Source organism: Microcystis sp. M165S2, assembly GCF_020245885.1.
Classification (GTDB): Bacteria; Cyanobacteriota; Cyanobacteriia; order Cyanobacteriales; family Microcystaceae; genus Microcystis.
On record NZ_JADBTZ010000040.1, the window covers coordinates 19,586 to 43,010 of the forward strand.

Consider the following 23,425-nt stretch of genomic DNA (forward strand, 5'->3'; position numbering starts at 1 on the left):
AGAACCAATCTCGAAAACCCTATGAATCAGTATATCGCTACGCGCAAGTTAAAAGTCAGAAGTGGCCAATTCAAGTTTGAATTGTACCTCCTAGGGGTGCGATGGTCAAGGGCTTTTTGGGTTTGAAGGTTGATGGCAGTCGGTCACTAGATCTACCTGAGCTTGTTTGATGATTAACTGAGAAAAGTTTTGAGCGATGGTACTTAAAGGATCGATCGCTTTAATGGAGTCAATTCCTTTGAGTTTGAGAGATTTTGTTAAGAGATGAAATTCGGTACACCCAGAAATATAGGAGCGAGTGTTATATTTCTCTAATAATGCTTCTATATCCCTAAGAATACTTAACGGATCGTGTCCTCTTTTTAGCACTTTATAGATCATTTCATGAATCAACTTTTGATCACTTTCTGAGAGAGAAATAATCAGATCTGCGGTGGTGCAGCCTTCATGAAATAATTTTTTCTGGTAAGTCCCTGTACTAGCAAGTAAAAGGGTAGGTTCATTATATTCTTGGAGTTCTTGATCCGCTATTTTAATTAAGGAAATAAGTTTATCCGTCAGATTTTCGGGAATCTGAGGTAGAGCATAATGAGCCGTACAACAGCCAATGACTATGCAATCAGCCAGTTTATTGAGATGTTCCAAATTGACTTGGATAAAATCAATAAATTCTCTTTCTTTTCCACTATCAATAGAACCTGTGCGATCAGGTGCAGAGGGAAGAGAAAAAACGATGACATTAGGGGCTTCTTGTTCCTTATCAATAAAAGGGTTATATTCATAAATCGACTTAAGAAATTCGGCGGTTACCACTGGTCCCATACCCCCTAAAATGCCAAGAATCGGTAGTTTTGTCTTCATTAAAATCTCCTGCTCGTATAATTGCTGTTGACTAAAAATTAAAGTCTTCTGCGAACAGATCCTGCTCCTCTTGAATCAGATTTTCTGAGGAAGCTAAGGATAAGTTTATCAAAGGTTCATGGGCAAATTTTAAAACTTGCTCTAGCCAATTTTTTAACAAATCTATGATCAATAAAATTCGCTCATGGATAAATATATCTGTGTTGTAGATTAGCTTGAGATAAAGTTCTTCTTCCTCAACAAAGATAAATTCTAAATCAAATTTAGCGGTAATCATTTTTGGGTCAATGGAGTTAACTGTAATTCCGTTCAAGGCGAGATCTACATTTTGATTATTTTGCAGGACAATTGCAACATCAAAGAGAGCATTCCGGCTAGGATCTCGTTGTAAATTCAAATCAGATACGATCTGATCAAAGGGATAGTCTTGATTATCATAAGCCTCTAAAGTGGTTGTTTTTACTTTGCTAAGGACATCCGTAAAACTGTCGTGATCTGCTATCTGATCCCGCAGGACTAGAGTGTTAACATAAAATCCGATTTGATCTTCTAAATCAGGATGATTTCTGCCGGCGATAGCAGAGCCTATTGTAATTTCATTTTGCTCAGTATAACGGAATAGAAAACTCTTAACCAAACTAACTAAACCCATAAATAAACTGGCTTCTTGTGCTTTAATTAACTTCTCAAAAGTATCGATCAATTCGGGTTCAGGTTGCCATGTAATTGTATTTCCTTGAAAACTTTTAACAGGTGGGCGCGGATAATCAACAGGTAAGTTAAGACGCACAGGGACAGGAGTTAATTTAGCTAACCAGTAATCCCGTTGACCTTGAAGTTTCGAGGTTTCTAATTGACTTTCTTGCCAAGAAGTATAGTCTTTATAATGAATTCTGAGAGGGGGCATTAATTGGTAATTTTCTTGTCCATAGGCGTGATAATGGGTGAGGAAATCTTTAATTAAAACCCCTGCTGACCAACCATCAGAAATGATATGGTGCATATTAAACAAGACGATGTAATTCTCTTGGCTTAGTTTAAGTAAGTTAACTTTAAGTAACGGTCCGACTTCTAAATCAAAAGTCGTTTTGGCATTATGGGCAATCGCTTCTTCGATCAAGTTTTCTTGTTCTGTCCTAACATAAGCTGTCAGGTCTATTTGTTTAATGACAAAGTTCATTTGATTATGGACAACTTGACGGGGTTGATTATTGATTAAAGTAAAGGTTGTCCGCAAAATTTCATGGCGTTGAATTAACTGTTGAAAGGCATTTTCAAAAGCATCAATATTAAGATTGCCCTTGAATTGATAAGCACTGGGCATTCCGTAAGCATTATGATTGTGATCTAGAAATTCTAAAGCCCAAAGACGACGCTGACCATGAGACATCGGATAGGATTTTTGGGGGGGAATTGCCGCAATGGGTTCTTGATAATTGTATTGAGTCTGGGAGATTAAAGTCGCCAATCCAGCAATGGTTGGAACTTTAAAGAAGTCAGCCAATTTTACGGATACATTTAGTTCTTTATGAACCCGGGTTACAACCCTTGATAAGAGTAGAGAATGACCGCCAATTTCAAAGAAGTTATCAAAAATACCGATAGGATATTTAGAGAGAATTTTTTCCCAGATGCTAACGAGATTGGATTCTAAATAATTCCGGGGTGCAACATAATTAGAATTAACCAGAGATTTATCGGTTTCTCTGAGTTCTCTCAGGGAGTGCAGGTCAAGTTTCCCATGTCGAGTTAAGGGGAATTGCTTTAAAAAAATAAAGTAACTCGGAATCATATAAACTGGTAAAAATTTGGCAAGAAATTCTCGAATCTCAGCAATTTCCAGAATTTTGTCTGTTTGACAGTAAGCAGATAATTGAGTTTGATTATTCACTTGAACGGGTAAAACAATCGCTCTTTCAATGGGAGCATAACGAGTCAATTGATATTCAATTTCTCCGGGATCAATTCGATAACCATTGACCTTAACTTGATTATCTTTTCGTCCTATAAACTCAATGATACCGGGAGCAGTTTGCTTGCCTAAATCGCCGGTTCTAAAGAGAGTTTTTGTCTCATCAAGAAAGCTAGGTTTAAATTTTTCTTGAGTCATTTCGGGTTGGTTATGATAACCCGATGCTAGGGCGGCACCTTCTACACAAATTTCGCCGATTACATGGAGGGGAACGGGATTATTAAATTCATCAAGAACCCCTAAGCGATTGTTATGGAAAACTTGACCGAGGGGGATTTCGCTGTCTAAGTTTTCCGTGATTTCATACTGGGATACTCCTACACAAGTTTCTGTAGATCCGTAGACATTGCTAACAATTTCTGCTGGAAAACGTTTCCGTAAAGCTAAGGCAGTTTCCCGATCTAATTTTTCCCCTCCTACCGAGATATATTTTAAGCTGGAAATAGTTTCTTCTGGTTCAAGTAGCCCGAAGATTTCTCGATAGATAGATGGGGTGGTGTGTAGGGCATTAATTTGATTTTCCTGTAAGAAAGAAACCAAATGTCCTATATATTTTATTTCGTACATATATAGGGATGCACCTATGGTTAAGGGGAGAAAAATATTACGAATAGATGGATCATGAGTAACAGCAGCTGTGAAAATATAGCGCCATTCAGGATGTTTATCTAAATCAAAGGTAAGTCGTAAGCTTTGAATAACATTCAAAATTGAGATGTGACGGCCCATGACTCCTTTAGGATTACCAGTTGAGCCTGAAGTGTAGAAAATATAGGCGGTTTGGCTAGAGTTGCGGAATATTTTAGGCTCATTTTTGTCATATTTTTCAACAATAGGATCGATTTTATCTAAGCAAATTTTCTCTATTTTTTCAGGTAACTTAGAGATAAAATTACTCTCCGTTAGGCAAACATGACAGCCACTATCTTTTAAAATAAACTCAATGCGACTGTTAGGATATTGAGAGTCTATAGGAACGTAAGTCGCTCCAGTTTTAAAGGTAGCCAGAATCCCGATGATTAAGTTGTGATCACGCTGGAGCATCACCCCAATCACTTTTCCTACACCTAGCTGATATTCCTGCTGTAAATAATGAGTAAGACGATTGACTTTTTCATTTAATTCTTGATAGCTAAGGCTAATTTTTCCCGCAATTAAGGCGGGAGCATTAGGGGTTAATTTAACTTGAGCTACAAAGTCATCAATGATGGTGGATTTTTCAGGGAGTTTGCGAGTTTTTCCTGTTAATTGTCTGAGTAACTGCTCTTGTTGGACTGAGGTTAATAAAGGTAACTGATAAAGAAGATTATTAGCATCGTCAATGATTCCCCTCAGCAAAATTTCAAAGCTTTCAATAAATTGTTTAATTGTCTCTTTTTTAAAGAGTTCTGTATTGTAATTGCAGTAAATAATGAGGTTATCATTAAGTTCAATTAAGTTAAATCCTAGATCAAAAGGGGTGTAACCAATCGGTTCCGGTGGCAAGGATACTTTTAAGTCTTTAAACTCAGGCAGAGTTAAACTAGGATCCATGTTAAAAGATACCGAAATGAGAGGGGAACGAGAAAAATCTCTAGGTAATTGTAAAGCTGCTAATAAATCCTCTAAAGTATAACTCTGATGGCGAAAAGCGTCTATCAGGGTTTGTTTAGTATGTTGTAAATGTTCAATAAAAGAGGTGGTAGCATCGACTTGTATCCGCAGGGGTAAAAATTGAGAACAAAAGCCTACTAAGTTGTCACTGCCTTCTATTTGTCGCCCAGAAATAGGAATACCAATGACTAAATCTTTATGGCCAGAAATTCGACGCAAAAAAGCAGTATAAGCGGCGAACATCGTCATAAATAATGTAGCTTTATTTTTGCGTCCTACTTTCTGCAAATTTTGCCCAACTTCAGAAGGAATGACTTGACTTTCTTGTCCACCAGTGTAGGTTTTAACGGCGGGACGGGGAAAGTCGGTGGGAAGCTCAAAGGTTGGCAGATGTTCTTGATAGGTTTTCAACCAAAAATCCCGATGCTCTAACATTTGTGGACTTTGCGTCTCTTGCGCTCGCAAAGTTAAATATTGCCGAAACTGCATCGGTGGTTTGAGAACCTCTTTAGTTGTGTTATTTGAGGATGAATAAAATTGACCAATTTCCTGCAAAATTAATCCTAGTGACCAACCATCTGCCACAATATGATGAGTTTTTAAAGATAGCAGATAATGGTCCGGTTTTAAGCGCATTAAAATCACAGCAAATAAGGGGGCAATCGACAAGTCAAAGGGTTTTTGGGAAAACTGAGATCGTAACGCTAAGGCCGTCGCTTCGGGATTATCTTCATCCTTCAAATCAATTAGTTTTAATTTAATGTTAACTTCATTGACAACTTCCTGTAATTCTCCTTGTTCTATAATTTGGGTTCGCAAAGCTTCATGGCGATTAATAACTTGATTAATCGTTTTTTCTAAAATGTAAACATCTAAAGAACCTCGTAATTCTAGGGATGTTGTGACGTTATAGGATGCTGAAGCATTACGGTCTAATTCAGCTAATAACCAAAGCTGACGTTGAGCTTCACTGGTGGGAAAGGATTGATTTAAAGATGGTAAATGTCCCCTACCATCTTCATCTTCAGAGAGCGGCTTTTTTTCTTCTTTCTTGACTTGGGGGCGTTTAGCATTAGCAAAAAAACCGGCTTGCTGCAATTCCGTAATCGCTTCTTTGACAGCTACTATAACTTTGTCTATATCTTCATTAGTATGGCAGGTGGAGAGAAAACAAACTCGTTTTTCCCATGTGTAGATCCCTTTGAGATTTAATAGATAATAAAAGAGGGGTAATTCGATGGGTTGTAAGAAGATACTATAAGCTCCAAAAGGTTCAAAGCGGAATAAAGAGCCAAAATTAACAACCCGAATCGGAATGCCTATTTCTTGAAAAAACTGATTGACTTCGGTGGCTAATCGATGAGTTAATTGATTCACTTTTTCTTGAATCGTTGTACTGTTTTCCCGAAGATGTAACAGCACAGCACGACAAGCAGCAAGGGCTAAAGGATGACGACAAAAAGTTCCCCCAAAAGCGGTTAACTCGGTTTGGGGATGAGAGTCATCTCCGTATTGCCAGAAACCGCCGTCAACGGTATCTAAGAAATCTGCTTTACCGCAGATCATACTAATTGGTAAACCTCCTCCAATGGCCTTACCATAAATGACTATATCGGCTTCAACATTGAACCATTCTTGCGCTCCTCCCGGAGCAATCCGAAAGCCGGTAATAATTTCATCAAAAATGAGTGTGATTCCTTTTTTGTGGGTTATTTGTCGTAGTTTTTGCAGAAATTCTTGAGGCTGTAAATCGGGTTTGCGACTTTGAACTGGTTCGACTAATACGGCGGCTAAATCATCAGCATGAGTAGCAATAATATCGAGGCTTTCTTCAACTCCATAACTCAAGACTATTACGTCTTCAACCATTCCTAAAGGGGTGCCTAGACTTAAAGGTTGAGCAGTGGTTTTATCTTCTCCTACTCGTGCTAAGATGCCGTCAAAAGTTCCATGATAGGAGCCGGCAAACATAACGATTTTTTGACGTTTTGTACGGGAGCGAGCAATGCGAACAGCCGCCATAATCGCCTCGGTTCCCGTATTACTAAAAGCGACTCTTTCGACTCGGCCCATTTCACTAATTAAAGCGGCGGTTTCGGCGGCCAGATTTGACTGCATTCCTAAACCTATTCCTCGATTTATTTGTTCTTGAACCGCTTCAATGACAAAATCAGGACTATGCCCAAAAAAGTTAACCCCAAACCCCATGGCTAAGTCAATGTAATTATTGCCATCAATGTCCTTAAAATAAGCCCCTTGAGCGGATTCTGAAACAATGGGATATTGAAATTCTTTTAAGGCCATGCGGAAGTCAATGGTCGGTTTAACATCTACCATTGTCTTACGGCTATTTTGTGAATAGGCTTTTGATTTGGCGGTTTTCTGGTTATAAATACCCTGTAAATTTTGAATAAAGGCTTGTTGTTGTTCGGTTAAGGATTTGTTCTCAGTGAGCTTTAAGGCTAAGGGGTTTAAATTGGGAGAACTAGGTTTCTCAGGAGATTTGGGCTTCTCTTGAGAAACCGGCGGGTAAGTTTCTATTTTAGAGCTTTGGGCAGGAATGATTTGAGTCTGATTCGTTAATATTTCGGGGGCTATACTGGGGGAGACGGGGGCAGTTTGAAGAACTTCTAATTGCTTGATAATGGTTTTTTCATGGAGGTCTTTTAGGTCTTTTAAAGATTGTAATTGAGCCATCATTAAGGCTTCTTTACCAGAGCTTTCACCAGAGACAGTGAGCTTAGGCATTGCAGGAATTGAGAGGGGTTCATCTGGCACACAAGCAAGAATTAATTCTTGTCCATTGTTAATGGGAATATTGTTTTGTTTAGAGAAACTATTCGCCGTAGCAAAACCACAACTTTTTAAAACGGAACACCAATTTTCACCCCTTAATAAGGGAGTATCTGAGCGTAATTGTTGATCCTGAAAGCGCCACCATCCGGGGGTTAATCCAAAGGTTAAATTCAGCCATGAGTTATTTTCTACGGTTTCGAGGAGAACTAAGTAACCGCCGGGGCGCAGAAGTTCCCGAATATGGGTTAGAGTTTCTGTAATATTTCGGGTTGCATGAAGGACGTTAGCGGCCACAACAATATGATAAGTATGGGCAGGTATCCCCTGAGAAATGGGGGACTTTTCAATGTCTAGTTGATGAAAGTTTAGGTTATATTTTTTCTGAAATTTTTGCCTAGCTTGATGCAGTAAGAAGGGAGAAACTTCGCTAAAAGAATAAGTGACATGATCGAGGTTTAAGTGGTTAAGAATTGCTTCTGAAGTGGCACCAGTTCCTCCTCCTATTTCGAGAATTCGATAGGGGCGATCACTATTAGAAAAGTTCTTTAAAATCTGGTTAATAGCTTGGGCAACTCGTTGATTCATCAATCGAGATACGGGAGAGTTGCCATAGATACTTTCTGCATGAGCAACGGAACCTTCTGGGAAAATTAATGTCAAGGGATCTGTATTTCCCTTAAGAACTTCTGCTAAATTTTCGCCGCAGCGTTGCAACATTTCTAATTCAGGTTTTGCAGACGGACAAATTTTTTCTAGCTTTTGTAGGGCTTGGGGTAAGGAAAAATACTCAGGCAAGTTTTTGACAGTCCAAACATTCCCTTGATTTTGAAGAATATTAGCTTGCTCTAAATCCTGCAAATAACGATTGAGCAAAATGTGATATTTAGGAGCAATAGGTAAGGTTTGTCTTAGGGTTTCTATTGTCCATTGTTCCCCCTGATTAAGTTTTTTCCCTAAGGACTCTAAAGCCTTGATGATATAGGCTGTAGCGATGGGTTGCAATTGATTAATGACTTGCAGATAATTGCTTAATTCTGTCTCGTCATCGATAACTTTAGTTGTTATTTCTGAAGTATTTTCTAAGGGTTTTTCTTTTACAAATTGGCCGAGGTATTCGGAGATATCAACAAGAGTTTGTAAATCGGTAAAGAGTTGATCTATTTTCACTTTGACTTGAAATTTTTCTTCAATTTTGCGAGAAAAGTCAGTCAAGATAATTGAGTCTGCTCCTAAGTTTAGTAATGTCTCATCCTCCGGCAGATCGTTCTCATCTTCTTTCAGAAGTAAAGCCAGAATTGATTTTAATTGATTACGGATTTCCTGTTGATGCTTTTGCATATTAAAAACTGTGGTTTCGGTAAGGTTAGAAGTTTGTGAGTCTAGGAATATTTTGTCAATGCTCTGATTTTCTGTTCGAGGATTAGGCTGAAATTGGAAAGGTTTTCTTTGAAAGGGATAGTTCGGCAATCTGACTTTTTTATAGCCATAATTCTGATTGAATTGTTCTGGGTTGAAAGGCAGGCCATTGAGGTAGAGTTGTCCCAAGGCTGAAAGAATTGTATGCCAGTTATCTAAGCCACGATTGAGAGAACTTAACCAGATGACCTCATCTTTATAACGACGACCTTGTTCTGCCAGTATTGGTCTTGGTCCCACTTCTAAAAATAGGTTATATCCCTTGTTGAAAGCGGTTATCAAACTCGACAAAAATCTTACTGGTTCTCGGCATTGTTTGCTCCAATAAGTGGCATCTGGTGCATTTTCTAAAACCTCTCCATCAAGTCCTGAAAGTAAGAGAATTTGGGGTCGTTGATAAGAAATTTGACGAGCCTCTTTTTCAAATTCTTTTAAAATTGGCTCCATTAAAGGGGAATGAAAAGCCTGAGTAACGGGGAGATATTGGGCGGGAATTTTTTGCTTTTTGCAGGTGCTAATAACTTCCTCAAGGCAGGCACTTTCTCCAGCAATAACAATCTGTTGAGGGTGATTAATGGCAGCTATTGAAACCGTTTCATTATAATTTTTAATTAGGGAACTTACTGTCTCTTCATCAGCAAAAATTGAAGCCATTTTCCCGGAGGTTGTGGTTTGCATTAATTGCCCCCGTTTGACAATTAAGGCGAGTCCAGCTTCTAAGCTAAATACTCCTGCGATACAAGCTGCTACATATTCTCCCACACTATGGCCAATCAGTAAACTGGGGGTAATTCCCCAAGATTTCCATAGCATTGTTAGGGAATATTCTAGGGCGAATATAGCCGGTTGAGCGTAAGCGGTTTGATTGAGTAAATCGGTCTGTTCACCAAATAATATTTCAGTTAAAGGATGGTCTAAATACTTCGCTAATATTTCGGCACATTGATCAATATATTGACGAAATGTTGGCTGAGTTTGATAGAGTTGATGCCCCATGCCGGGATAACAAGCCCCTTGCCCTGTAAAAAGAAAAACAATTTTAGGGGATTTTTCTGATGTAAAACGTTGATAAAAAGTCAAATCATCAAGTGGGTTTTCTTCAGCAAAAGCGGCTAATCTTTGTTGTAATTCTGGACAAGTATCGCCAACAATGGCTAAACGTTCAGGTAAATCTATCCTTCCGACAGCTGCACTATAACAAATATCTCCAATTTCAGGATGAGATTCTAGGAGGGTATGAAAACGTTTAGCTAATTCTTTTAAAGCGGTTGTGTTGTGGGCTGAAAGAGTTAAGAGATGACTAGGAATTTGTTGTTGAATTTCTGAGATTTTGCTGACGGGTGCTTGTTGAACAATGACATGGGCATTTGTGCCGGAAAACCCGAAAGAACTTACCCCAGCTATGGGTACTTTATTGTTATTCGGCCAAGGTATATTTTGAGTAGGAATTTTAATAGGATGGTCTTCCCAATCAACCAGAGGATTAGGGCTTTGGAAATGAAGATGGGGAGGGATTTTACCCTGTTGAAGAATCAGAATTGTTTTAATTATTCCCGCCATGCCAGCAGCGGCTTCAAGGTGGCCGATATTGGTTTTCACTGAGGCGACATAAAGAGGGTCGGAGCGCTTTCCATAAACTGAGGCAATGGCATTCAATTCGATGGGATCTCCTAAAGAAGTACCTGTGCCATGAGCTTCTATGTAGCTGACATCTTCAGGGACTATTCTGGCATCAGCTAGAGCTTGACGGAGCAATTCTTGCTGGGCGGGTCCACTGGGTACGGTTAAACCTGCAGCAGCGCCATTATGATTCACTGCCGAACCTCGCAACAGGGCAAGAATTTGATCCCCGTTTTTCTGGGCTTCTGATAAAGTTTTTAAAATTAAAACCCCACAGCCTTCCCCTCGCACATATCCATTTGCAGAGGCATCGAAAGTCTTGCAACGCCCATCGGGGGACATCATTCCCGACTGAGAAAGAGTAATCGTAATTGCGGGTTCTAAAATGAGGTTTACCCCACCCACTAAAGCGAGTTCACATTCACGATTTCTCAGGCTACGAATCCCCTGATGGACGGCTACTAATGAGGAGGCACAGGCTGCATCAATCGAGAGACAAGGACCGTGAAGATTGAGAAAATAAGATAGCCTGCCAGCGGCTGCGCTTAGAGCATTGCCGGTGCCAAAAAAAGAGTCAATTTGATCATAGTTTGTGCCGTAAACCTTCAGGGCATGGTCAATGCTAGTAATCCCCACAAATACCCCTACTTTATTATCGGCTAAATTTTTCAGAGGTAAATTGGCATTTTCTAAGGCTTCCCAAGCAACTTCTAAGAGTAACCTTTGTTGAGGATCCATGGAGGCGGCTTCTCTTGCTGAGATCGAAAAGAAACGGGCATCAAATTCTGTGATATTCTCTTGAAGAAATCCCCCATAAGCGGTGTTCATTTTTCCTAAAGTTGGTTCTTGAGAATACAGTTTTGATATATCCCAACGGCTTTTAGGAACTTCTACTATCGCATCAAGTCCAGCTTGACAAAAACTCCAATACTTTTCTGGGGAATTGATACCTCCCGGAAAACGACAGGCCATTCCGACCACCGCAATGGATTCACTTTGTCTCGTCTCTAATTCATTGATACGAGCCTGCATTACCTCCATTTTACTTAAGGTCGTTGCCATTAATTTTTTGTAATCTATACTCTCAACCATGCCCCATTCTCTATAATTTCTAAGTTTATCCGCCGTTAAACATAAATTAAGATGCTGCTATCAGTGAATATAAACAAAAGTTTAACCCCACAGAGTTAAGCTTACTCATGTTCATCTACTTAGCCTACCACATCTCATGCCTTTTGAAACATTATTTTTAAAATTTAACCTCCATATTGATCAAGCTCCGTTAATTTTTGATTAAGTAATCTTGCCAGTTCGTCTTCACTGAGGCTGTCATAGGGACTATGATTGTCAGGAATTGGATTTATTTTAATCTCAAAATCGAGATGATTGGCTAGAATTTGTTCCCGTAAGTAGGTACTTAAGCTGAGAAGATTAGGATAATCGAAAATGATCGAAGATGGCAATTTACACCCTAAATCTGTTTCTAAGCGATTTTTAAATTCTATGACCATTAGAGAGTTTAAACCTAAGTCTAAGAATGATGTTTGTTGAGGAATAACTTTGTTCCCATTTAACCCAGTCACTTCTCTTAATATTTTCTCCAGTCCTTCTAATAAAGCGTTTATTCGTTCGTCTATAGAGACAGATTTTAATCGTTCTAATAGTTTTGCTGGACTTGTTTGTTTTTGATTTTTTAGGGTTAATACCTCGCTAAAGAAGGGTTGATTAATATTGAAAGTTTGGTTAAAAATCGACCAATTAATATCGAGAACTATCCCTTGAGTAATATCATCTAAAATTACCTGATTGAGATATTGAAACGCTTGCTCAGAAGGCATCATCTGCAAACCCCAATTAGCGAAACGTTGTTGATCAATTTGGTTGCCCGTCTCCCAAGCTCCCCAATTAATACTAATACCAGGTAATCCTAAACTTTGCCGTTGCTGCATTAGAGCATCCATGAAAGCATTAGCCGCAGCATAATTACTTTGACCCGGTGAACCAAGGATGACAGCCGCAGAAGAAAAGCTCACAAAAAAGTCTAAAGATAGAGAGCGAGTATAACGATCTAATAATAAAGTTCCTGCTACTTTTGGACTCATTACCTTTTGATATTTTTGCCAACTTTGATTACTGATCAGCCCATCTTCTAAGACTGCTGCTGCGTGAATTATTCCTCGTAAGACGGGCAAGTCTGCCCCAAAACGAGAGAATAAATTTTTCATATCTGTGGGGGAAGTAATATCAGCTTCAATCAAGGTTACTTTTGTTCCTTTCTCCACTAATGGGGCTATCAATTCTGTTGAAAATTTAACATGGCGACTACACAAAACTAAGTGACTTGCTCCCATTTCTGATAACCATTGAGCCACTAATCCGCCCAGTTTTCCTCCCCCTCCCGTGATTAAATAAACCCCTGACTGATTAATAAAATGTCGTTTTTCTGAGCTAGGAAGAGATGCAGAAACTAACCTGGCTGCGTAGCGGTTTCCTTGACGTAAAGCCAAACGGAATTCATGGGGGAAACACTTTAATTCATTGAATAAAAGTTCAGCTTCATTAGCTTCTTTATGGATTGGTAAATCTAAACAAACACAACCCATTTTAGGATACTCTTGATTAATGACTGCTCCTAATCCCCATAAATGGGACTGTTGAGGATATAAAGCCGTATCATTGATAATTTTATTAGCCCCGCGAGTAATCAGCCATAAATGAGGTAATTTCTCCCAGTTATTAGTGAGGGTTTGCACTAAATTTAAGACGGCATGAGAACTCTGATATACTGTATCTAGCACGTCTTCAGCTTCTGAAGATTCCCAAGAAAAAACAACGCCAGTCGGAAATTCTCCCGATGGATAAGCTTCTTGATAGAGACGCTGAAAATCAGATTTCTGAGCCGGATTGATGACAAAAGAATCTTGAGAATTACATTGATAATTCTGTCCCATTTCTACAGTAATTACTTTTTCTCCTGCCCTTTTATATAAATTAATTAGGGAATTTAAGTCTGTTTCTGGACGAACCAAGACTAACCAAGAATTTTGAGGATCAACGGCAACAGTTGGCATTGATGGAAGTTTTTTCCATTCCACTTTATAAAAGCAATCGTTCGACTTTTCTTGCCATAAACTCTGTAAAATAGCCGGATTTATGCGCCGTGCTGTTAAGTCAGTAAAGCGAGCGCAAAGCTGTCCTTGTTCATCATAAATATTAACATTTACTCTCATTTCACCATTAGTATCTGAGATGACCTGAACTTCCGTCCAAACTTGCGAAGTTGGATTTAGGAATATTTCCAAGGAAGAGAATCCATAAGGTAGATGCAATTCTTGACCATGAATTTCGGGGAAAGCTGCCCCAATACTTTGTAAGCAAGCATCCAAAAGAACTGGATGAAAATGATAACGCCGATCCGCTAAACTAGGGTTAATACTAATTTTAGCTTGAGAGCCTTTTTTGAAAGAATATAACTCTTGAATCGCTTGGAACTGCTCCCCATACCTGATCCCCATCTGCTGATAAAGTTCATAGAATTCACGAATAGAAATTGATTCTTTAGGGGTTTCTCTTTCTAATTTAGTTTGGGTTAATTCTGAGGCAGCCAAGCTTTGTATATCCTTAGGTTTGACTTCACCTGTAACATGAAGAACCCATTTTTCTTGTGCAGAATCACTGCTAAATATCTCAAAAGTATAAATCAGTTGAGATGATTTTTTAGGTCTAAAAATTATTTGGACTATTAAGGGAGTTGGAGATAAGAGTAATCCCTGATGAATAGAGACATTTTGAAGGGTGACAAAATGCCCATTAAATATTTTCTGACTTGCGGCTAAAATAGCTTCAATAAAACCAGTAGCTGGAAATACAATGTTATCAAATACCTGATGTTCTTCTAAATAACTAGGGTTAAGATAACTCACCTCGCCTTCAAAGATCATGTCTCCCGTTGCTAACTTTTTAAAATCTTTAATAAAAGGATGTAACTGAGTCTTGATTTGCCCTAGAGAAAATTCCGAATTAGATAGCCAATACCGTTCTCTTTGAAAGGGATAAGTCGGTAAAATAATCCGCTTACCTTGTTTAAATACTGTAGTCCAGTCTACAGAATAACCATTAACAAAAAGTGTTGCTAAACTTCTATACATTTGTGCCTGTTCATCCTGCCCGGGTACAATACTAGGCAACCATAATAGATCCTGGTTGGCAGAAATAAGGCGAGCCATACTCAGTAATACAGGCTTAGAACCGACTTCTAGAAAACAACGATAACCCTGATCAATTAAAGACTGAAATCCTTGACTAAACTGTACAGTACTACGCAGATGATCTACCCAATAATCAGGAGTTGTAATTTCTGAACCTACAGCTTTCCCTGTCAGATTACTAATAATCGTTAAGCTAGGTTCATGAAAAGAAATTGTTTTTAAGACCTGGGAAAAATCATCAAGAATGGGCTGCATTAAAGGAGAATGAAAAGCATGAGATACCGCTAAACGTTTAGTTTTATGCCCTTGATCAATAAAGTTTTTTTCCAGTTGCTCAACAATCTCTTTAAATCCAGAAATGACGGTAATTGAGCCATTGGCTGAAGCAATATTAACTTGATTTTCATAAGAAGTTAGAGCGTTTGCTACCGTCTCATAATCAGCATAAATAGCGGACATACTGCCATTGTGGGGCAATTTTCCCATTAATTTACCCCGTTGAGTCACTAATTTTAAGGCATCTTCTAAAGAAAAGACTCCTGCCCAACAAGCCGCCACATATTCCCCGATACTATGTCCTAAAAGGGCTGAAGGTTGTATTCCCCAAGATTGCCATAATTTGGCAAGTGCATATTCAAGGGAAAAAATCACCGGCTGAGTGATTTGGGTTTCCTCTAATAACTCACTATTTTGCTCCTGAAAGATTAAATCTAAGAGAGATTTTTCTAAAAGGGGTTCTAGAATTTGAGCACAAAGATCTAATGTTTCCTTGAAAACAACTTCTCGGTTATAAAGGGTTTCTCCCATGCCAGAATATTGAGAGCCTTGTCCAGAAAAGAGGAAAGCTATCTTTGGCGGAGTCTCTGATAAAATCGGTCGGATTAATGAGTCAGAATTTTCACCATCTTGGTAATCAATTAATGCTCGTTGTGCCGTGGTTATTGAGTCTGCTAAAATACAGATTCGTTGCGGAAAAATCCCCCGCCCTGTACTGGCGGTAAAACAAACATCAGCTAAATTGATAGACTCAGTCAAAATATCTTGATAATTTCTCGCTAACTCTTGCAGCGATTTTTCAGAGCGAGCCGAAAGGGGTAATAGATAAAAATTATTCTCCGAAGGTTGAGGTAAATCAGCGTCAATTTCCCCAACAATGATATGAGCATTCGTTCCACTAAATCCAAAGGAACTTACTCCAGCAATCCTTGTACGTTCGCTGATATTCCAAGGTTTTCCTTGTACAGGAACTTCAAAAATATGAGAACTCCAATCAAAGCGGTGATTAGGATTTTTAAAGTGAAGATGAGGAGGTATTTTATGGTGTTGTAACGCTAGAACGGTTTTAATTAATCCGGCAATTCCGGCAGCACCTTCTAAATGGCCTAAATTCGTTTTTACTGAACCAATAATTAAAGGCCGATTAGGGGAGCGTTGACCAAAAACGGCGGACATACTTTCTAATTCAATCGGATCACCAAGGGCTGTTCCAGTGCCGTGAGCTTCGATATAATCGATTTGTTCAGGCTTGAGATTAGCACGTTTAAGGGCTTGATATAATAATTTTTCTTGAGCTTGACCATTAGGAACGGTTAGCCCACTACTTGGACCATCATGATTGACGGCTGTGCCATAAATTTTCGCCAAAATTTGGTCTCCATTCTTAACCGCTTGGCTCAATCTTTTCAGAACAACTATTCCACAGCCTTCTCCTCGCACCATGCCATTTGCGCTCTCATCAAAGGTTTTGCAATGTCCATCAGGGGCAAGCATATGGGCGCGACTTTCGATTAAAGAAATAATGGGAGTTAAAATAATATTAACCCCTCCGGCTAAAGCCAGATCGCACTCACCATTAAGTAAGGCATTATAAGCTAAATGAATCGCTACTAATGAGGAGGAACAAGCGGTGTCAATAGTCATTGATGGACCCTGTAAACCAAGGACATAAGAAAGACGACCCGCCGCCATACTAACAGAAGTTCCCGAACCAGTATAAGCATTAATGGCTTGAGGAGAATAACTTAATTGGGCATAATCTTGCGTCATGCAACCGATAAAAACTCCCGTCTGACTGTTGCGTAATTTTTGGGGATTTTGTCCAGCAGATTCTAAAGCTTGCCAAGTAGTTTCCAAGAGTAAACGCTGCTGAGGATCCATAGCGACAGATTCTCTAGGAATAATGCCAAAAAATTCTCCATCAAATTCCTCAATTTGTTCTAGAAATGCACCGTAAGGAGCGTATATTTTGCCAGGGACATCGGGATTAGGATCATACCATGTTTCCTGATCCCAGCGATCTTGAGGAATTTCTGTTATAGCATCTTTTCCCTGTTCTAAAAGTTCCCAGAAAGATTGTAAATTCTTAGCACCGCCGGGGAATCGACAAGCCATGCCGACAATAACAATAGGATCATCATCGAGTTGTGATTTTTCTGACTGTTTTTGAGAAATTTCTGCTTTTATTTGAGGGGTAAATACCGGTTGAGAATTATCTAGAACTTCTCGCTGTAAATAATTAGCTAAGGCTTCAACATTCGGAAAACGAAAAGTAATCGTCGAAGGGAGAGAACAATTAAAGTCAGTTTGTAACAGATTTCGTAACTCTGTAGAAGTGAGAGAGTCCATCCCCAAATCAAAAAAGCCTTGTTGAGGGGAAAAAGTTTCATCATTTGAGTGTCCTAAGACATTAGAAACACGCATAATGATATGATTGGTTAGCCAATTAGGACGCTCTTTTAAGGTTAAATTTTGCCATTGTTTTAAAAACTCAGATGAGGGGGCAGCTTGGGGTTTTCCTTGAGGCAGAAAGTTTTTATAAAAGCTTTGATGAATATAAGGAAATTGTTGCCAGTCAATCTTAATTACACCAGCGCGAATAATCTGATTTAGGAGAATTTTTTCCAGAGCATTAAGGGCTAAATCTGGTTTCATAGCCGCATATCCTTTAGCGGCTAATCTCTCCAAAACATTGCGATCTACTGCTGCACCTATTTCGCTCCAAGGACCCCAATTTATGACCGTTCCGGGTAAATGATGCGCCTGACGATAATAGATAAAAGCGTCTTCAAAGGCATTAGCTGCCGCAGCATTAGCTTGTCCAGCTGAGCCAATTAAAGATACAGCAGAAGTATAACAGACAAAGAATTCTAATGGGTCATTTAGGGTGAGTTGATGAAGCAACCAAGTTCCTTTAACTTTGGGAGCTAAAACATAATTAAAGCGCTCTGGTGTTAGTCTTAATAAGGTTGTATCGTCTAAGGTTCCAGCAATGTGAAAAACGCCCCGCACAGGATATTTAGAACGGCATTCTTCTAAGACAGTGTGCATTTTTTCAGCATCAGTAATATCAAGTTTTTTGATGGTAATTTCTGCCCCACTAGAGGAGAGATTGGCTAATATTTCAGGGCTAATTCCTTCTGCCCCTCGACGACTACACAAAACTAGATTCCGCGCCCCTTTTTCAATCATCCATCGGGTTGTTGCTAATCCTAACCCCCCTGTGCCTCCTGTGATTAAATAATAGCCATCAGGACTAAAATTGATATTTCCATCTTCAAGTTTTCTCTGCACTAAACGGGGATAAAAACGCTGTTCCCCCCGCAAAGCAACCCGGTTTTCTTGGGGATTACTGTAGATTTCTTGCAGCAGTTTGTCGGCTGAGTTTACTTCATCTGGATCTAGGTCAATTGCCTTGAAATTAAGTTCAGGATGTTCTAAGACTAGGCTGAAGGCTATTCCTAATAAGGATGCTTGAGAGGGAGAGGTCAGGGTTTTAATGGCTTTTGCTGGTACTGCTCCTTGAGTCACTAAAATCAGAGCCGGCGGATTTTCTTGCTGCAATAAGGCTTGTAAGAAAAAGAGAAATCGTTGACAATGAATCTCGACTTGTTGATCAATTTCTCCAGGGATTTTTTCTAAGCCCCAGAAGTACAGTATTTGACGAGTTTCTGAAGTTATCGAGTTTCTCAATATTGATAGGTAATCTTCAGCCATCTCCGGGTTAATATCTTTGGAGAAGACGCAAGAACAACTTATTCCTCTCTGTTGGAATAGAGGGATTAAACCGTTAGCAATTCCTTGACTATCTGCCCAGATTATTTGATGATAGTAAGATTTTGCCGGAAGAGAAGGTAATTGCTCACTGCTTCGACTAATGATGACACTTTGTTTTAATAAATTTCGGGTTTTTGCTTGGCTTGGTTCGATAATATTAATGTCTTCAAATTGATTCTCAATCAGTAAATTTTGCCAATCTTTTGTGCTGATTAACGGATAACCATTCCGCCGCAGATCTTGACTACATAACCACCATCCTTCTGTCAAGCCAAAGGTTAAATCTACCCAACGTCTTGCCCCGGTACTTTCTAAGAGGATTAGTCGTCCCTTAGGAGCGATGAGAGAGCGCACATTTTCAAGGGTTTTTTGAAGGTTGGCTGTGGCATGAAGAACATTAGCGGCGATGATTATGTCAAAACTGCCGGGGAGAAAATCTTGAGTAAAGGGATTTTTTTCAATGTCTAAAGTTTGATATTTAATAAAGGGATAGTTTCTAAAATTTTCCTTGGCTCTTGTTAAGAAACTAGAGGAAATATCGGTGAATACATATTCGATATGTTCTGTCGATAAGTGAGGTAAAATGCCAGCAGTAACGGCTCCTGTTCCTCCCCCAATTTCGAGAATTCTTAGGGGATAATAGGGGGGGAAATTCGCAATAGCACGGCTGATTGTGGTGGCGACTAACTGATTCATCAATTTAGCTCCGGCAGCTTCCGAATAAATTGCTGCGATCGCTTCTAAATCCCCTTGAGGAAAGAGTAATTCTAATGGCTCAACTTGACGACTCATGACTGCTGCCAAAGCAGAGCCACAACGCTCCATTAGACTAATTTCTGCTGGATAATCGGCAAATTCTTGGCGGAGAATTTTAATTTGCGATGGCGATGAAGGTGCTTCTAATTCTTTGACGAATAACCAGCCATCTTTTGTCTGATTAACGATTTTTTCTTCAGCTAAAATACTTAAACATCGAGATAATAAAGGTCGGTAAAAATCGACAATTTGACCTTGATTTGCTATCTGTGCTTCGGAATAAGTTTGACCTAATTTTGGCTGTCCATTAAGTTTTGTTAAGGCTTCCCAAATATAGGTTACGCTTAACTTTTCCAAGGCCTCCATTAAGCTCTCATATTGCCCCAATTTTTCCCCTAGTTGTTGTTCTAAATGTGCGGGGTGAATTTGATTTTTAATCACCTGGGGAGCTACTAAAGTGTCTCTACCATTCCCTAATAATTCCTCGCAAGGCATCCATTCTTCTAGATAGATTTGAGGGGGTATTTCTTGGGGGATAATCTCTTGAGATTGAACGGCTTTTAGTTCTAAGTTGATGAGGGATGCCAAGGGTTGACCTTGGGGGGAATAGATATCAATATCAGCGATAATAATGTTAGGGTTAGGGGAGGAGTTTTTCAGTCGAACCGCGCTGATTACCTGCTCATCAGGAGGGTGGAAAAATGCCAATTGCCCAAGGCGAACAGGAACATAAGTTACTGAGGATTCTTCTTTAAATAAAATGGCAGCAATCCCTTGAAAACAAGCGTCTAACATAGCCGGATGAAAATGATATTTTTCCCGCTCTAACCTATCGGTTAATTTGATTTGAGCAAAAGCTGTATTTTCCCCCCGCTTCAGTTGATGAATGAGCCGAAAGTTACTCCCGTAATTTATCCCTGATTTTTTATAAGTTTCATAAAAGGAGTTGATATCGACTTCTTCAGAACAATTTTTGGCGATTTCTTCTAAATGACAATGGGTTAAATTAGTTGATTTCAATTCATCAATTTTTCCAGTAACTAATATTTCCCAATTTGGCTCAAGTGCATGGTAAATTTTAAAGCTTTTTTGCTCAATGATTAACTGTAATGTGTCTTCCGTATCTTTTAAAATTAATGCCTTCTTAAATTCAACATTTTCTAAAATAACTTTTTGATTCTCCCCGGCAGCTAAAGCCATTTCTATCAAGGCAGATGCTGGCAATATGGCCTGATCAAAAACCTGATGTTCTCTTAAAAATGCAGGTTTATGTTGACTAATATTGCCTCGATATTGAAGGAGAGCTAAGGGAGAAGGAAAATGATCGCCTAGTAAGGGATGTCCAGAGTAATAATTAGGGTTTTTATAGCTAGAAGACTCTGATTTATTGCCAGAATTTATCCAGTAGCGTTTGCGGACAAAAGGCGAATTAGGTAAACTAATTTTTTGCCCCAGATGTGAGCGATGAAAGGCTTCCCAGTTAATATTAAATCCTCGTACATAGAGTTGACCTAGCACCCTTTGCTCATGCTGATCACTATGACAATCTTCCCCTAAACTAGATAACCATAGAATTGAATTTACCCCTAACTTTTGACGACCTATATTAATGAGATTGGCACTAATTCCCATTTCTAGGAAGATTTGATATCCCATTTGATGCAAAGTAGAAATTCCCTGGGCGATTTCGTCGGATTTCTGCCTAATCCTTTCCCCTCTATTAACTGAATTTGTGAGAGATTTTTTCACAACTTCACCCTGATAAATTAGGGTAATATCGGGAGAGTTAGAATCGACTTCTGGGGTGCTTTTGAGCAAGGATAAAAGGTCTTCTGAGTTGGGGTTTTGTGGGCTAATTTGAGCGCGTTTCGCCACCAGCTTGACGGTATCTTCAAGGGAAAAAACTCCCGCTTGTTGAGTGGCGAGATATTCCCCTAATCCAGAACCTAAAATCGCAGAAGGAGAAATTCCCCACGATTTCCAGAGTTCACAAAGAGCATATTGATAGGCAAATAATAACGGTTGTACAGACAAAGGAATCTGAGGCTCTAAGGCTTTTTTAGATGACAATAATTCCTGAAGAGAAAATTCTAAATATTTTTTAAACAGATGATCGCACTGCCTAAAAGCATCATGAAATACTGGCTCATTATTGAGCAGGGTTTCAATGATTTCTGGACTAATTTCTTGCTCGTCATTGCAGAGAAAAGCAATTTTAGGATTGCTTTGCGCTTCTCCATAAATAATGTCGAAGCTATTATTTTGAAAGTGCTTTTCATCCCCATCGCTCTTGAGAAAAGCCTGAATTCCTTGGCGCAGATTCTCTTGATTAGAAACTAAAAGAGCAAGGCGGTGTTTATGGGGAAAACGACCGGTATTTAAAGATAGAGCAATGTCCTTGACGTTGAGAGCTTTTTTCTGCTCAAGATAATCCACAAATTGAGTCGTAAAAAGACGTAAACGTTCGGGTTCTTTAGCCGAAAAAGTAACGAGAATGGGGGATATTTTCGGGTTTTGGGGTTGCGGTTGAGGCGGTTCGCTTAAAATAACATGAGCGTTGGTTCCCGATGCTCCAAAAGAACTGACTCCAGCCGCTTTGAGCTTGCCATTGTTAACATTCCAAGGACAATTTTGCGTGACGATACTAATCGGTAAGGCATCCCAATTAATATGAGGATTGGGTTTTTTGAAATTCAGATGAGCCGGAATTTCACGGTAGTGTAGCGATAATGCGGTTTTAATTAATCCTGAAATTCCGGCCGCCGCCGCCAGATGACCTAAATTAGTTTTGAGAGAACCGACTAATAACGGGTTAGATTTCCGACGATTGACGCATAATGCCTCGGCTATGGCTTTAATTTCGATGGGATCTCCCAAAGATGTTCCTGTACCGTGAGCTTCAACATAATCGATAGCCGCGGCATCTAAACGAGCATCAGCTAGAGCTTCTCTGATTAATTCTCTCTGCACAGGCCCATTAGGAACGGTAAAGCCGCCACTGGCCCCATCGTTGTTGACTGCGGTCCCCCGAATCACTGCCCAAATGTGATCGCCATCTTGAAGAGCGTCACTGAGTCTTTTTAAGACGATGACTCCGCAACCTTCGCCTATCCCAAACCCATCGGCACTTTCGTCAAAGGTTTTGCATTGGCCATCGGCGGCTAACATCTGATTGCGGCACAAGGCGATGACGACTTCTGGAGTTAAAACTAAGTTCACTCCTCCGACTAACGCTTGTCTGCATTCTTGGGAACGTAAGGAACGGCAAGCCAGATGAACAGCGACTAAGGAAGAAGAACAAGCGGTATCTACTGCCAAACTCGGACCATTAAGATTTAAAAGGTAAGAAATACGCCCAGCTGCCGCATTAGTATGATTACCCGAAATATGATAGGCTCCGATGGCATTATAGTCCTCATTTGAGGTAAGAATACGGGCATAGTCATTGTTAGTAATCCCGATAAAAACCCCTGTTTTTCCCCTTCTAGCCGTCGTTGTTGCCATTCCTGCATTTTCCAAAGCTTCATAGGCCACCTCTAAAAGCAACCTTTGCTGAGGATCCATAGCGACGGCTTCCTTGGGAGCAATTCCGAAAAAATGGGCATCAAACTGGGAGACATCATCGAGAAACCCCCCCTGAGAAACATAGATTTTACCCACTTTATTCCGATCTGAATCATAAAAATCCTGCTGGTTCCAGCGCTCATTAGGTATTTCTCTGAGGTGATTTTTACCCGCTTTCAGGAAAGACCAGAAGGATTCAGGTGTCGCAATATTATGACCGAAACGACAACCTAAACCCACGATAGCTAAGGGTTCGCTTTGTTGAGACTCGAAAGCTTTTAATTTTTCTTTAGCTTCACTAAGAGCTTTAAAAACTCTAGTTTGGATTGATTGCTCGTTTTCGGATAAGTTCTTTTTATCTTGAAAGTCCATAGTGTTAGACTCGACTTGGAAAAGAATAATTATTGCGACTGACGGGGTGACAAGCAGATGGAAAGTGAAACAGGGTGTAGATTGTCGGGGTTAGGGTGTAGGGAAAAAGCTTGAGACTTTCGCCGAAAGATAACGAGGGAATTTGGTTTTTACTAGGTAAGTCGATTAATTTGATGGCTTACAGTGAGGAAATTTTCCCCCCACCTCACTTAAA

3 protein-coding genes are annotated in these 23,425 nt (G+C 39.6%); all 3 read right to left on the minus strand.

Translation table 11 applies throughout. The features are described 5' to 3' along the window. Positions 1–105 precede the first annotated feature (105 nt). The 3 genes from IM479_RS02180 to IM479_RS02190 all read right to left on the minus strand — a co-directional run bounded on the left by IM479_RS02180 (position 106) and on the right by IM479_RS02190 (position 23,211). Positions 106–861, minus strand: coding sequence for an aspartate/glutamate racemase family protein (locus IM479_RS02180; protein WP_286824305.1), 756 nt, complete (start codon positions 859–861; stop codon positions 106–108). 31 nt (positions 862–892) lie between these two features. Beyond that, positions 893–11,350, minus strand: coding sequence for a non-ribosomal peptide synthetase/type I polyketide synthase (locus tag IM479_RS02185; protein WP_287686857.1), 10,458 nt, complete (start codon positions 11,348–11,350; stop codon positions 893–895). Between the two features lie 164 nt (positions 11,351–11,514). Further along, complete coding sequence (locus IM479_RS02190) at positions 11,515–23,211, minus strand: type I polyketide synthase (protein WP_287686859.1); 11,697 nt, start codon at positions 23,209–23,211, stop codon at positions 11,515–11,517. Between the last annotated feature and the right edge of the window lie 214 nt (positions 23,212–23,425).